The 13,904-nt window shown below is 58.6% G+C and carries 11 protein-coding genes; 8 read left to right on the top strand and 3 right to left on the bottom strand.

Going from position 1 to position 13,904, the window contains the following annotated elements:
* Nucleotides 1-50 precede the first annotated feature (50 nt).
* Both QPM17_RS15130 and mrcB read right to left on the bottom strand, forming a co-directional pair.
* Nucleotides 51-626: a tetratricopeptide repeat protein gene (locus tag QPM17_RS15130; RefSeq protein ID WP_285391670.1), complete on the bottom strand. Its 576-nt coding sequence runs from the start codon at nt 624-626 to the stop codon at nt 51-53.
* Nucleotides 623-2,947 (bottom strand): penicillin-binding protein 1B, encoded by a 2,325-nt coding sequence (mrcB, locus tag QPM17_RS15125; protein ID WP_479691233.1) that lies wholly within the window; start codon nt 2,945-2,947, stop codon nt 623-625. The genes QPM17_RS15130 and mrcB overlap by 4 nt, the downstream gene beginning before the upstream one ends.
* A 71-nt stretch (nt 2,948-3,018) precedes the next feature.
* Here mrcB and QPM17_RS15120 point away from each other — a divergent pair, with 71 nt between their 5' ends.
* A complete protein-coding gene (locus QPM17_RS15120) occupies nt 3,019-4,647 on the top strand; it encodes a bifunctional aminoglycoside phosphotransferase/ATP-binding protein (protein WP_422732773.1) in 1,629 nt (542 codons plus the stop codon).
* Between the two features lie 13 nt (nt 4,648-4,660).
* Nucleotides 4,661-5,017, top strand: a complete 357-nt coding sequence (locus QPM17_RS15115) for a Rieske (2Fe-2S) protein (protein WP_285391667.1) — start codon at nt 4,661-4,663, stop codon at nt 5,015-5,017.
* Here QPM17_RS15115 and sfsA read toward each other — a convergent pair.
* Nucleotides 5,001-5,729, bottom strand: coding sequence for a DNA/RNA nuclease SfsA (gene sfsA, locus QPM17_RS15110; protein ID WP_285391666.1), 729 nt, complete (start codon nt 5,727-5,729; stop codon nt 5,001-5,003). The two genes, QPM17_RS15115 and sfsA, sit on opposite strands and share 17 nt — an antisense overlap.
* Before the next feature lie 118 nt (nt 5,730-5,847).
* On the opposite strand from sfsA, the gene dksA reads away from it, so the two are divergent.
* The 6 genes from dksA to pcnB all read left to right on the top strand — a co-directional run bounded on the left by dksA (nt 5,848) and on the right by pcnB (nt 13,902).
* Nucleotides 5,848-6,288, top strand: a complete 441-nt coding sequence (dksA, locus tag QPM17_RS15105; protein ID WP_027830840.1) for an RNA polymerase-binding protein DksA — start codon at nt 5,848-5,850, stop codon at nt 6,286-6,288.
* Between the two features lie 51 nt (nt 6,289-6,339).
* On the top strand, nt 6,340-7,212 hold the full coding sequence (gene gluQRS, locus QPM17_RS15100; RefSeq protein ID WP_285391665.1) for a tRNA glutamyl-Q(34) synthetase GluQRS: 873 nt from the start codon (nt 6,340-6,342) through the stop codon (nt 7,210-7,212).
* Between the two features lie 50 nt (nt 7,213-7,262).
* On the top strand, nt 7,263-7,439 hold the full coding sequence (locus QPM17_RS15095; RefSeq protein ID WP_027830838.1) for a hypothetical protein: 177 nt from the start codon (nt 7,263-7,265) through the stop codon (nt 7,437-7,439).
* Nucleotides 7,429-10,389 (top strand): ATP-binding protein, encoded by a 2,961-nt coding sequence (locus QPM17_RS15090; RefSeq protein ID WP_285391663.1) that lies wholly within the window; start codon nt 7,429-7,431, stop codon nt 10,387-10,389. Before QPM17_RS15095 ends, QPM17_RS15090 begins: the two co-directional genes overlap by 11 nt.
* 7 nt (nt 10,390-10,396) lie before the next feature.
* The gene (locus QPM17_RS15085) at nt 10,397-11,815 is read left to right on the top strand and encodes a sigma-54-dependent transcriptional regulator (protein ID WP_285391662.1); all 1,419 of its coding nucleotides are present in this window, start codon (nt 10,397-10,399) and stop codon (nt 11,813-11,815) included.
* A 740-nt stretch (nt 11,816-12,555) separates the two neighbouring features.
* Nucleotides 12,556-13,902 (top strand): polynucleotide adenylyltransferase PcnB, encoded by a 1,347-nt coding sequence (gene pcnB, locus QPM17_RS15080; protein ID WP_285391661.1) that lies wholly within the window; start codon nt 12,556-12,558, stop codon nt 13,900-13,902.
* Nucleotides 13,903-13,904: the final 2 nt, after the last annotated feature.

Here is a 13,904-nt window from a genome sequence, read left to right as displayed (position 1 = left end):
TCGAGCCAGCGCCAAAGAAGAGCCCCCGCCTAGCAGCGGGGGTTTTTCATTTACAGGGCCCCGGCCCGAGCCTCAGCCTGATCCGCCCCCGCTACATTTCCCCGGGCACGACGAATGTCCGCCAGCAGCAACCACCCCGCACGCTGTAATGACGAATCACTGCCCGCCAGCGACAGTCCCTTGAGGGTGAACTGCTCCGCTGAACCCAACTGGTCCATCGCCACATAGGCTTCCGACAGCTTGAAGTAAACCTGTGCAGAACGCGGAGCAATTCGCTGTGCCCGCTCCAGTTGTGCCACTGCAGCCTGGGTGTCACCAGCAGCCATCAGGCTGTCGGCGCGTTGAATCAGACTCCTGGCGGCTGGCGAGAGCGCATCGCCCTCATCCTGATAGCTGGGCGAGCTGTACTCCTGCTGCCGGGCCGGTTCTTCGGGCTGTTCACTCTTGCGCTCGACCCTTGGCTCTTCATCCCTGTCGCTGGTCTGCGGAGGCTCCGGCGCCTCGTCACGGGAGGAGGCGCCGCCGGCCGGTACGTAAATGGAGCCACCACCCGGGCCGGAGGCACAGCCGGCCAGCGCAAGTGCCAGCGTGATCAAACCCACATATCTGAACGTGTTCGCTTTCATTGGAAGAGTCCTTCAAACCAGCCTCGTACGCGCCGCTCCAGGTTACCGCCACAGGAGATTTCCCGGTCGGGCTCGCTACCTGTTATGAACGGCACAAGGCGTGCATTGTTACAGTGTTCATCGGTCAGGGCGCCTTCTGCGGGATTGACCCAGTGGTACTCGACGCCATCCGGCACCACTGGCGAAAATCCGTGCTGGGGCACCTGGCTCATAAACCGGGACCAGACCGGCAGCGCCCCGGTGGCGCCAGTCAGTGAGGTGGGCCCGTTGTCATCCCTGCCGACCCAGCTAACCGCCAGCAGGTCCCCGCTAAAGCCAGCAAACCAGGAGTCGCGGCCATCATCGGTGGTTCCGGTCTTGCCTGCAAGCGTCAGCTCACGGGGCACGGTGCGGTATACCGACCGGCCGGTGCCCTCCTGCATGGTTTCCTGCATCACATACTGGACCAGATGCACGGCGGCAGGGTCTGCCACCTGGTCCACTTTCAGACTGTAGCGGGAAAGCGCCTCACCTTCCGCGTCCGTTACCTGCCGGATGGTTCTCAACGGCGTGTTGAAGCCAGACGTGGCGAGCCCCTGGTAGATCTGGGCCACGGTTACTGGTGTCATGGCCACCGAACCCAGCAGCATGGACGGGTACTCGGATATACCACTGGTCACTCCGAAGCCCTCAAGCGTCGACTTCACTTCATCGATTCCCACGTCGAGCCCCACGCGGACGGCCGGGAAGTTGTATGACTTTGACAGGGCTTCATGCAGTGGTACCAGCCCTCTCTCCTCTCCGTCATAGTTCTTTGGCTCCCAGCGCCGGCCGTCATCGAACACCAGTGAAAAGCCCTTGTCTTCCACCGGTGTAATCAGGTTGTAGCGGTCCGGTTGCTGAAGGGCCGTCAGGTAGATGAATGGTTTGATCAGCGAACCAATAGGGCGACGGGCATCCAGCGCTCGGTTAAAGCCGGCATACTGTGGATCGCGGCCGCCTACCAGCGCCAAAACTTCTCCGCTGTCCCGGGAGGTGACCACAAGCGCGGACTCCAGGGGGGTGTCGGAACTTCCTTCCATGCGCGAAAGCATGTCCTTGACGGAAAACTCTGCTGCATACTGGATAGCCGGGTCCAGGGTGGTGAAGATGCGCAGGCCTTCACTCTGCAGGTCTTCCTGTTTGTAATCCCTGGCGAGGTGGCGCCGCACAAGATCAATGTAGGCGGGGTAACGGTTCTCCGAGTACGAGGCCCGGTCGGTCACTCCAAGGGGCTGGGCACGGGCCCTCGCGGCATCTTCTTCGCTCATGAGGCCGGTTTCCGCCATTACATCAATCACCAGGTTACGGCGGGATAGCGCACGCTCGGGATGGCGCCGGGGATTGTAATAACTCGGCCCTTTTACCATTCCTACCAGTAACGCCACCTGATGGGCGCCGATGTCTCGGATGGATTCACCGAAATAGAACTGGCTGGCCAGACCAAAACCATGAATGGCCCGGGTTCCCGCCTGCCCCAGGTAGACCTCATTAAGGTAGGTTTCCAGGATGTCTTCTTTCTCGTAATGCAGCTCCAGCAGAAGCGACATCAGCGCTTCGTTGCCTTTGCGCAGCAGTGTCTGTTCACGGGTCAGGAAGAAGTTTTTTACCAGCTGCTGGGTCAGTGTGCTACCACCCTGCACAATCCGGCCTGCCTGAATGTTGGCCAACATCGCCCGGGCAATGGACAGCGGGGCGATGCCGAAATGGTCATGAAAGTTGCGGTCTTCCACCGCCAACAAGGTATCGGTGAAAAGCTCCGGCACTTCATCCAGCTGAACCAGCACCCTGTCTTCCTTGTGGGCGGGGTAGATGCCGCCAATCTGGGCCGGTTCCAGACGAACGATGGGTGAAGTGTCACCCGACAGCACTCTGAAGTCCTGTACCCTGTCCCCGTATATGGTCAGCGACAGTCTCCGGCGGGGTTCCAGCCCGTCTGTAAACAGAAAACCACGGGTGCTGATGTTGAAATGCCCGCCGTTTCGACGATAGGTGCCGGCCCTGCTGCCATCTCCGGCCCGATAGCCGGACAGTTCAAGCTCCCGCTGCAGCGCCCCCGAACTGACACTGGCGCCATCATACAATTCAAGCGGCCTGGCATAGACCCGCGACGGCACCTCAAAGCGGCGACCCTCGAAGCGGGATGTCACCACGGCATCGAGATAGACCATCCAGCCGGCGAGCAACACCACACCAATAAAAAACACACGGAAAAACAGGGGCCAGAACCAGGGCTTGCGCGCGTTCTTGCCTTTGCGGTTGCTCTTTTTCGGGGATTTTCTGGGAGAGGCAGATTTTTTCATGGCGGGATTATAACCAATCCAGCCATCGGTAAGGCAGGTCATCCATGTGTTATTTCTGTAATCTGCCCGTTATGATAGGCGCGATAAAAATCAATGAGTTCGAGGAACCCAAGGAGAGAGCCGTGAGCGATGCAACTTCCGACAACCTGATTCTGGCACTACAGGATCCGGCGCTTTATGACCACCCGGTGAAGGAATTTCAGGTTCTCGAGACGCATATCTCCTGGGTAATCCTGACTGGCGATTTCGCCTACAAGATCAAGAAGCCTATGGATTTCGGCTTTCTGGATTTCTCGACACTGGCGCGGCGCAAGCATTTCTGCGAAGAAGAGCTGCGTCTGAACCGCCGTCTTGCCGAAAATCTCTACCTGGAGGTTCTGCCAATTACCGGGTCGGCCGATGCGCCTGAGCTGGGCGGCCAGGGTGAGGCATTCGAATACGCCATCCGCATGCGCCAGTTTGACCAGAACGAGCTGTTCGATGTGAGGCAGGAACACAGCAAACTGACACCAGACCTGCTAACCAGCCTGGCCCGCCAGGTGGCGGATTTTCATGACAGGCAGCCACCGGTTACTCCGGGCAAACCCCTGGGAACGCCGGACGCAGTCTATGCCGGCATGCAGGAAAACTTTGACCAGATCCGTCCGATGATTGACGACAAGGCCCTGTTACTGCAGCTGGACAATCTTGAGCAATGGACACGAACCACCTTCGAACGCCAGTCCGCCCTGATTGCCCAGCGCTACGAAGATGGCTTTGTTCGCGAATGCCATGGCGACCTGCACCTGGCAAATATCACTGTGTATGACGGCGAAGTGACGGTATTCGACTGCATTGAGTTCAGCGAGCCGTTCCGCTGGATCGACGTCATCAACGATCTGGCCTTCCTGCTGATGGACCTGGAATCCCGCCGGGAGCCGCAACTGGCCAATCTGGTACTGAACACCTATCTGGAATACCGGGGGGATTTCGATGCCCTGCCGCTACTGCCGTTATACAAGGCCTATCGCGCCATGGTGCGGGCCAAGATTGCGCTGTTTACCATGAGCAATCCGTCGCTGACCGACGCCGACCGGGAAGGCCTGATGCAGCGGTATCGCGATTACGCCCAACTGGCTGAGGATTACAGTACCATTCCCAACCCATACCTGCTGGCCACCACAGGGCTTTCCGCCAGCGGAAAATCCCTGGTGAGCAGCTCCATGGCGGCGGAACTGGGATTGATCCGGTTGCGTTCGGATGTGGAACGCAAGCGGCTTTTTGGGCTGGGACCGCTGGACAAGAGCAAGTCGGGAACCGGTGAGAATCTGTACACGGAAGAAGCAAACCAGAAAACCTATCAGCGCCTGGCTGACCTTGCCGGTAAACTGCTGGCAGGCGGAATGCCGGTCATCGTGGACGCCGCGTGCCTGAAACGGGCGGAGCGGGAAATGCTTGCAGATGTTGCCGAGAGCCGGGGCATGCCGTTTGCCCTGATTCACTGCGAAGCCCCGCTTGAGAGCCGCCGGGAATGGATCCGCAAACGCTCTGGGGATGCCTCCGAAGCCACCGAAGAACTGCTTGAAGTCCAGGAAACCTGGTTTGAGCCGCTGACCACCGAGGAGAAAACTCACACAGTTCACCTGCACACCGACCAGGAGCACGTGGCTGAAGCCGTTGCAGATCGAATCCGCCAGCATTTCGGGCTGCCTGGCGCATGACGCCGGAGGAACAATGACGCGCCACTGGCAGACAGTCTGTGAACATGCCGACCTTGCCCAGGGTCGGTTCGTGGAATTCAGCCTCACCGACGACACTGGGGCAGAGGGCGAACAGAGCGGCTTCGCATTCGAGCGGGAGGGCCGGCTCTACGCCTATCTTAACCGCTGTCCTCACCTGGGAATCGAGCTGAACTGGATGCCTGGGCGCTTTATGGATCTGGACAACTGCTTTATCCAGTGCGCCAACCACGCTGCACTGTTCATTCCCGAGAATGGTCAGTGCATCGCCGGCCCCTGCCAGGGCGACGCCCTGACACCGCTTGAGGTAACGGAGGACGGCGGCGCGATCCTTGTCAGGGCTCCAGAATAACCGGCACAGCCTCCACCAGGGATATATCCCCATCCGGCCCTTCCGGTCCCGCCAGTGCAGCCCTGTAGGCCAATAGCTCAACGCCCGCGGCGGCTGACTCACGCAACAGTTTACCGTAGGCCGGGTCAATATGATCCGCGGGCCGCACGCTGGTGATACCGGTGTGGTTAACCACAAAGAACAGCACAGCCCGCTCGCCCGCGCGGGCCTGGGCCATCAGCTCACGCAAGTGTTTCTGCCCCCGGGTCGTCACCGCATCCGGGAAATAGCCCCGGCCGTCCTCCGACAGGGTAACGTTCTTCACTTCCACCCAGGCATCCGCAAGGCTGGAATGACCTGACAGGTGCAGGTCAATCCGGCTCTTCTCGGCGCCATACCGAACCTCTGCCCGGCAGGCCCCGTAGCCTGCAAGCTCAGATACAACACCCTTCTCTATGGCGTTGCGGGCCTGGTTGTTCGGCCGCGAGGTATTGATGCAGGCCACTTCCTCAGGGGCGGTTTCAACCAGTTCCCAGGTGTATTTCAACTTTCGCTTGGGGTTGTCACTGGCGCTCAACCACACCCGGGCGTCCGTTGGCTGGCAACCCAGCATGGAGCCTGTGTTGGGACAGTGAGCGGTCACTTCGCTGCCATCCGGCAACAATACGTCTGCGAGGAAACGCTTGTAGCGGCGGATCAACCTGCCTTCAATGAGCGGAGCGGGTAACTTCATCTATGACTCCATGCTAAAGTTGTTGTCACAAGGCTGGCACCCCCGGGACTAATCTGCTATTTTCCGCAAATTCCCGTTTCAGGACGAGTGCTTTTCAGGATTATAAGAGGCCGTATTCATGGCAGATACTGCAGCACAAACACGCGAGCGTTTTACCAACTTCACCCCCTATGAAATGAAAAAGGGTGAAGAGTATATGAGTGCCGACATGCTCGAGCACTTCAAGAATCTGCTTCTGCAATGGAAACAGGAGCTGATGGAAGAAGTGGATCGCACCATGCACCATATGCAGGAAGACGCCGCAAATTACGCGGATCCGAGCGACCGCGCAACCCAGGAGGAAGAATTCAGCCTGGAGCTGCGCACCCGTGACCGCGAGCGCAAACTGATCAAGAAGATTGACCAGACGATCGATCGCATTGACAAGGACGACTACGGTTTCTGCGACCAGTGCGGCGTTGAGATCGGCATCCGTCGCCTCGAGGCACGCCCTACCGCTACACTGTGCATCGACTGCAAGACCCTCGCCGAAATTCGCGAGCGCCAGACTGGCATTTAATGCCCGCCCCCTGAGCATACTGGCCCCTGAACCGGGGCCAGTCGTCAGACCATGACAGCATCGCGTTATCGGGGCCGTTTTGCGCCCTCGCCTACCGGCCCACTCCACTTCGGTTCGCTGGTAACCGCTGTTGCCAGTTTTCTGGAGGCCCGCAGCCGTGACGGTACCTGGCTGGTGCGGATTGAGAACCTCGATCCTCTCAGGGAATCCCCGGAAGCTACGCAGCAGATCCTGGCAAGCCTTGACGCCCATGGCCTGCATTCCGACGAGCCGGTACGCTTCCAGTCGGAACACCACGCCCGGTATCGCAAGCTGATTGACCAACTGTTGGACAAGGGGCTGGCCTATCGCTGTGCCTGCTCGCGCCGGCAGCTCCGGGAACATAATGGCCGCCACCCGGAACACTGTCGTGAAGGCCATGCCCAGGCTAACGGCCGCCCATTTGCAGTGCGCTTTAAACTTTACGATGAACTCAGCGAGTGGCGGGACCAGCTTCTGGGCCCGCAAACACAGACCGTACACGCTGAACTGGATGACCCGGTGATTCTGCGCAAGGAAGGATTCTTCGCATATCAGTTGGCGGTGGTTGCCGATGACATCGACCAGGGCATCACTCACGTGGTCAGGGGGTCTGACCTGCTGGACATGACCGCCCAGCAACAGCAGATCTACCGCGCCCTGGCCGCCCAGCCGCCCCACTGGATGCACATTCCGGTGATTCTCAATGCCGAGGGACAGAAGCTCAGCAAGCAGAATCATGCCCCGGCTCTGGATGACCGGATAGCGCAGGATAACCTGAGAAAGGCACTGGCTGCCCTGGGGCAGGACCCCGGTTTGTTGTCGGGGGCATCAGACATCGATACCCTGCTAAGCCGGGCTGCAGCTAACTGGGCACCGGAGCGGATTCACCTGACAGCCCGGTGAACGACGTGTTATAAACCCTCTCACAAACGACAGTGCGGATATCATGCCTGATGTATATCTACCGTCTGGTCTTCCTTCTGGTTCTGGCCATCTACATATTCTCACCCAACATTCTTGACTGGTGGACGTCACCCGGGAATGCCTGGTACAGCCCATACATCATCTGGGCCGGCCTGATTGCCATCGGCTTCTGGCTGGAATGGCGACGGGATCCCAATGAATTTTAGTGCTCCCGGCCTGTTACTGGCCAGCCTGCTCTATCTGGTGCTGCTCTTCGGCATCGCGTGGATTACCGAAAAGGGCGTACTGCCCCGCAGCTGGGTAAGACACCCCCTGGTCTACACACTGAGCCTGGGGGTGTATGCCGGCATCTGGGCGGTATATGCCGCCGTGGGCATGGCCGCGGAATCCGGCTTTGGCTTCCTGGCCTATTATCTGGGCATCAGTGGCGCCTTCCTGCTGGCCCCGGTACTGCTCAACCCCATCATGAGAATTGGCCGCGCCTACCAGCTCACATCCCTGGCCGACCTGTTCGCCTATCGCTATCGCAGTCAGTGGGCCGGAACCCTCGTTACCCTCTGTTCCGGCACGGCCATCATGGCCCTTCTGAGCATGCAGATCCAGGCGGTGTCCACGTCCGCCAGCCTGCTGGCGCCAGACACATCCCCCCGGATGATCAGCGTACTGTTCAGCATCATCGTTGTGCTATTCGCCATGCTGTTCGGAACAAGGCGCAGCCAGGGATCGGAGAATCACCAGGGCCTGGTGCTCGCAATCGCTTTCGACTCTCTGGTCAAACTGTTTGCCCTGCTAACCCTCGGTGGCGTGATCCTGTTCGGCGTTTTTGATGGCCTGGGGGGGCTGGAAATCTGGCTGGCGGACCAGAACACCCCCGTCAGCTCCATGACCATGAACATTGACGACGGCAGCTGGCGGGCACTGATGCTGATGTCCTTCGCCGGTGCCCTGGTACTTCCCCACATGTACCATATGACCTTCGCCGAAAACCCCTCCCCCAAAGCACTGGCCAAGGCAAGCTGGGGCCTGCCCCTTTACCTGCTGCTGCTGGGCCTGCCGGTGCCACTGATTCTCTGGGGTGGCCAGGCCTTGTCTGCGACCACCGGCCCCGACTTCTACGCCATTGGCACGGCCCAGGCACTGGGCAGCCCCGCACTGACACTGCTGATGTACATCGCCGGCCTGTCTGCTGCCAGCGGGCTGATGATCGTCACCACCCTGGCACTGGCGGGAATGGTTTTGAACCACGCGGTGCTTCCCCTTCGCACACCGAAAGATCAAGGCGACATCTACCACTGGCTGAGATGGGTAAAGCGACTACTGATTGCCGCCATTATTTTTGCAGCGCTGCTGTTTCATGAAACCCTGGGCAAGAACCTTGACCTGTCCATACTGGGCGCCATTTCGCTGTCCGGCATGCTTCAGCTGCTACCCGGAGCCCTGGGCGTCATCTACTGGCCTGAAGGCAATCGCCGCGGACTGATCGCCGGCCTGGCATCCGGGCTGGTCATCTGGATAGTCACGCTGGTACTGCCGTTTTCGCACACCGCCAATCTGCTGGAATACCTTGGCGCGCCACTGGTTCCGGACTACAGCAACTGGCATATCTTTACGTTCGTCAGCCTGACGGTGAACGTCGCCGTATTTACCCTGCTGTCCGTGCTGAGCACCAGCACTGCCGAAGAAGCCGGAGCAGCGGAAGCCTGCTCACTCGGCGCACTTTCCCGCCCCCAGCGGCGGGAATTGCTGGCCACCTCGTCGGCGGACTTTGTCCGGCAACTGGCGGTTCCTCTGGGTTTTGGTGTCGCCAGACGGGAAGTGGAGCGGGCACTGGCCCAACTGAAACTGCCCAATGTGGAGTACCGCCCCTACCAGCTCAGGCGCCTTCGCGACCGTGTTGAGGTGAATCTCTCAGGCCTCCTGGGCCCTGCGGTTGCCCGGGATCTTGTCAAAAGGCACCTTGGTTACAAGCCCATGGCAAGTGGTGGTACTGCCCAGGATATCCGCTACGTCGAGCGCGCGCTGGGTGATTACCAGAACCGTCTTACAGGGCTCGCCGGTGAACTGGACAACCTGCGCCGACACTACCGCCAGACTCTTCAGAATCTGCCCATTCCCGCCTGCTCCGTCGGTGAGGATGGTGAAATACTGATGTGGAACAATGCCATGGAGGCACTCACCGGCATTACCGCCGATGACGTGGTTGGTGCAAGGCTGATGGCCTTACCAGAGCACTGGCACCTGTTGCTGGACGATTTCAACAGTGGCGAGGAGCTGCATCGATACAAACACAGACTTGATCTGAAAGGCCGGCCTCACTGGCTAAACCTCCACAAGGCTGCACTGAGCGGCCCGGACCATACCGAGGGAGGCAGCATCATCCTGGTGGAAGACCAGACCGAAACCCGTCTGCTGGAAGACGAACTGATGCACAGTGAACGCCTGGCCTCAGTTGGCCGCCTGGCAGCGGGTGTTGCCCATGAAATTGGCAACCCGGTTACCGGCATCTCGTCACTGGCCCAGAACCTCAAGCTGGAAACGGATGACCCCGACATTCTCTCTACCGCCGACCAGATCCAGCAACAGACCCGGCGCATATCGACCATCCTGCAGTCGTTGATGAATTTTGCCCGCACGGGCAACCACGCTCACGCCAACCGCTACGAACCGGTAGCCATTCGACGATGCGTGGACGAATCCATCAATCTGCTGTCGCTCAGCGATAAAGGTATGGGCATTCACTATGTGAACGAATGCCCTGATGACCTGATGATCCTGGGTGACGAGCAGCGACTGGTTCAGGTTTTCATCAATCTGCTGGCCAATGCCCGCGATGCCTCGCCAATCGGTGGAGAGGTCCGCATCAGTGGAAACCGTGACGGCTACTCCGCTATTATCGAAGTCACTGACGAAGGGTCCGGCATACCAAAAGAGCAGCTGGATCACATCTTCGAGCCTTTTTACACCACCAAGGCACCCAACAAGGGAACCGGCCTTGGATTATCACTGGTGTACAGCATCATTGAAGAGCACTACGGCAACATACAGGTGGACAGTCCGGCAAATGCTGACCTGGGCCGGGGAACCTGCGTGCGCATGAGGGTTCCCGCTTACGAGCCGGACACCGGAAACACCATTAGCCAGAACCAAGGGTCGTAAAACCGTTATGCCTCGCATTCTGATCGTAGAAGATGAAGAGATTATCCGTTCAGCGGTTCGAAAACTGCTTACCCATGCCGGCTATGAAGTCGCCGATGCGGGCTCCGTCGAGGAAGCCGAAGAGAACCACGACCCGACCCGCTTTGACCTGATCATTTCCGACCTGCGACTGCCCGGCGCCCCGGGCACCGAACTGATCCGGCGCGCGCCGGATACCCCGGTTCTGATCATGACCAGTTACGCCAGCCTGCGCTCCGCCGTGGACTCCATGAAAATGGGGGCGGTGGAGTATATTGCCAAACCGTTCGATCACGATGAAATGCTTGAAGCGGTTGAAAGCATTCTGGCCAGAAAGCCCCAGGAAAGCAGTGCCACTGACGAAAAACCCGAGCGCGGCAACGGCAGTGGCACCAGCAGCGATCCGGACAGCGACCCGGCAGCTATCATGTATGGCCATTGCGATGCCATGCAACGGGTCTTCACACTGATTCGCAAGGTGGCACCCACCGAAACCACGGTGCTGATCCAGGGCGAATCCGGCACCGGTAAGGAACTCGCGGCACGGGCACTGCATCTCATGAGTCCCCGTGCTTTACGCCCTTTGATTTCCGTAAATTGTGCGGCTATTCCTGAAAGCCTGATCGAGTCGGAGCTGTTCGGCCATGAGAAAGGCTCGTTTACCGGTGCCGTTTCCGCTCGCACTGGCCTGATCGAAGCCGCTGACGGTGGCAGCCTGTTTCTGGATGAAATCGGCGAACTACCCGCCGAAGCCCAGGCCCGACTGCTCCGTGTGCTCCAGGAAGGCGAGATCCGCAGGGTAGGCTCCACCCAGAGTCGCCAGGTGGACGTGCGCATGATTGCGGCAACTCACCGTAATCTGAAGGCCATGACCCGAACCGGCGAGTTCCGGGAAGACCTGTTTTATCGCCTCAATGTCATGCAGGTTCGCATTCCGCCTCTGAGGGAACGCCAATCGGATATTCTGGGCCTGGCACAGCGCTTTCTGAAGCGCCAGGGCGAAAAAATGGGAAAACCCGACCTCAACCTGACACCGGAAGCCATGCGGGCACTGGAAAGACACCGGTGGCCCGGCAATGTAAGGGAACTGGAAAATGCCATTGAACGGGCCACCATCCTTTGTGACAACGACCTGATCACCCCGTCCCTGCTGGATCTGGATGGCGAAGGTGGCGACGTGAACATTCCCGAGTCCCTGGTGGAAGGTAACAACGAACAGACCCTTTCCCGGGAGGCAGAAGCAACCAGTGACCTGTCGCTTGAAGACTATTTCCAGCACTTTGTGCTGGAAAACCAGGACCGCATGAGCGAGACAGAGCTCGCCCAGAAACTTGGCATCAGCCGTAAATCACTGTGGGAGAGACGCCAGCGCCTCGGGATTCCCCGCAAAAAGAGCTCCGGCAACTGAAACAGGGATATCGAAGCCTGAGGGGGCACCATGGAAACTGTGAACCTGAGCTCATTTGTTACCCCGTGTTCCTCACGGTAACACCCACGATCTAAAAACTGAGCGCTCAGTAACACTTCGGACTTATACGTACCCCTTCAGAAAGATTGCAAAACACTAACTCACTGTTAATAAACACTTTTCAAAAACTGGCACACGGACTGCACTCTATAGGGCGCACAACAACAAAAACAACAGTGACAACGCAGCGCCAACAACAAAAACAAAAAGCTGTAGAAGACGTTCGGTAACAAAAACAAAAACAGAACGTGAGCGAACTGAGTGTTTTGGGTACTTTGCTTTTTAGTGGTCCCATGGCACGTGTGGGTTGTAGATGTGGAGAAGAATCGTCGTCCAGACGGCACTACGTTTACTTGAAGGCCTGCCCGGTGTCTCTGACTACTCTGTGTATTCAAAGCTTTCCGTTTGCACTACTGAAGTCCCTGTATTTGGGGATTGACAGTGGGGTAGAAAAATCAAGAAAAATCCCGGTAAAAACAAAAACAATGCAGATCGTCAACGCTTTCAGGGCGGGTTCGTGAAAACGGATCCGCCTTTTGATTATCTAGCCCAACGGTTTTTCAACCTGGCCGAATTCACCCTTCCATCAGCTGTTTTAACCGGCTTATGTCGCCAGACATGTGCAAATCCCGCCCAAACCGTTAAACTCTCGCTTTTGCTCACCGCAATAACGGAATTCAATGTTTAAACGACTATTGTCATACGTGTCAGGAAACGGGAAGAAAAAAGCCCGCACCTACCAGCGCCGGGAAATCCCCCGGGATCAGCATAATGTCTCTCGCTCCGCCATCAGCGAGCCTGCCAAGAAGGTGCTCAGCCGTCTGAACAATGCCGGCTACGAAGCCTATCTGGTCGGCGGCGGTGTTCGGGACATCCTTCTTGGTGGCAAGCCCAAAGACTTTGACATCGCTACCAATGCCACGCCGGAAGAGGTGCATGACCTGTTCCGCAACTCCAGGCTGATTGGCAGGCGCTTCCGCATTGTCCACGTTCTGTTCGGACGTGAAGTCATTGAAGTCACCACCTTCCGCGGTAACGCCGCGGAAGCGGAAGACGACAGTGATGATGACGACGACCGCCGAACCAGCGAGCACGGCCTGTTGTTGCGGGATAACGTCTATGGCAGCCAGGAGGAAGATGCACTGCGCCGCGACTTTACTGTCAATGCGCTCTATTACTGCATCCGTGACTTCACCGTGGTGGACTTCGCCAACGGCCTTGAAGACCTGAAAAACCGCCAGATGCGCCTGATTGGTGACCCGGAAACCCGTTATCGGGAAGATCCGGTGCGCATGCTGCGCGCCGTGCGCTTTGCTGCCAAACTCGGCTTCGATATCGAACCGGAAACCGAGGCTCCAATCCGGGAGCTGGCACCGCTGCTGACGCACATTCCGCCGGCGCGCCTGTTTGAGGAAGTCCTGAAGCTGTTCTCCGCCGGGCACGGTGAAGCCACCTATGACCTGCTCAGCGAGTACAACCTGCTGGCGCCGCTCTTCCCCGAGACGGTTCAGGCCATCGACAATGGCGAGCCTGATGAGCTGATCCGCAAGGCTCTGCGGAATACCGATGCCCGCATTGCCAAGGGCAAGTCCGTTACCCCCTATTTCCTGTTCGCTGCCATGCTCTGGCCTGCGCTGCAGGCAGAATGGCGCAAACGCCAGGACAACGGCGAGCCAGTGCAGCCGGCCCTGCATCAGGCCATTGCCAAAGTGATTGGCAGGCAGGTTCAGGCCACGTCCATCCCCAAACGCTTCTCCGGGCCCATGAAGGAAATCTGGGAACTGCAGATGCGCCTGCCGAGGCGTCAGGGTAAGCGGGCATTTGTCACCATGTCCCATCCACGTTTTCGCGCTGCCTATGACTTCCTCCTGGTGAGAGAAGAATCCGGTGAAATCGAGCCCGGGCTCGGCCAGTGGTGGACCGAATTCCAGGAAACGGACGAGCGCGGCCAGGAACGCATGCTGACCCAGCTTGGCACTGACGGCCCCAAGAAGCGCCGCCGCAAGAAGCCTGCAAAGAAGTCCTGATC

The organism is Marinobacter azerbaijanicus, from assembly GCF_030250645.1.
Classification (GTDB): domain Bacteria; phylum Pseudomonadota; class Gammaproteobacteria; order Pseudomonadales; family Oleiphilaceae; genus Marinobacter; species Marinobacter azerbaijanicus.
The sequence above is the reverse complement of the archived record's forward strand: the minus strand, read 5'-3'. Positions and strand labels throughout refer to the sequence as shown.

Excerpts from the sequence above, each read along its gene's own strand:
- QPM17_RS15120 (WP_422732773.1), top strand. The coding sequence starts at position 3,019 with ATGATAGGCGCGATAAAAATCAATGAGTTCGAGGAACCCAAGGAGAGA.
- sfsA (WP_285391666.1), bottom strand. The coding sequence starts at position 5,729 with ATGAAGTTACCCGCTCCGCTCATTGAAGGCAGGTTGATCCGCCGCTAC.
- pcnB (WP_285391661.1), top strand. The coding sequence starts at position 12,556 with ATGTTTAAACGACTATTGTCATACGTGTCAGGAAACGGGAAGAAAAAA.
- dksA (WP_027830840.1), top strand. The coding sequence starts at position 5,848 with ATGGCAGATACTGCAGCACAAACACGCGAGCGTTTTACCAACTTCACC.
- QPM17_RS15115 (WP_285391667.1), top strand. The coding sequence starts at position 4,661 with ATGACGCGCCACTGGCAGACAGTCTGTGAACATGCCGACCTTGCCCAG.
- mrcB (WP_479691233.1), bottom strand. The coding sequence starts at position 2,947 with ATGAAAAAATCTGCCTCTCCCAGAAAATCCCCGAAAAAGAGCAACCGC.
- gluQRS (WP_285391665.1), top strand. The coding sequence starts at position 6,340 with ATGACAGCATCGCGTTATCGGGGCCGTTTTGCGCCCTCGCCTACCGGC.
- QPM17_RS15090 (WP_285391663.1), top strand. The coding sequence starts at position 7,429 with ATGAATTTTAGTGCTCCCGGCCTGTTACTGGCCAGCCTGCTCTATCTG.
- QPM17_RS15130 (WP_285391670.1), bottom strand. The coding sequence starts at position 626 with ATGAAAGCGAACACGTTCAGATATGTGGGTTTGATCACGCTGGCACTT.
- QPM17_RS15085 (WP_285391662.1), top strand. The coding sequence starts at position 10,397 with ATGCCTCGCATTCTGATCGTAGAAGATGAAGAGATTATCCGTTCAGCG.
- QPM17_RS15095 (WP_027830838.1), top strand. The coding sequence starts at position 7,263 with ATGTATATCTACCGTCTGGTCTTCCTTCTGGTTCTGGCCATCTACATA.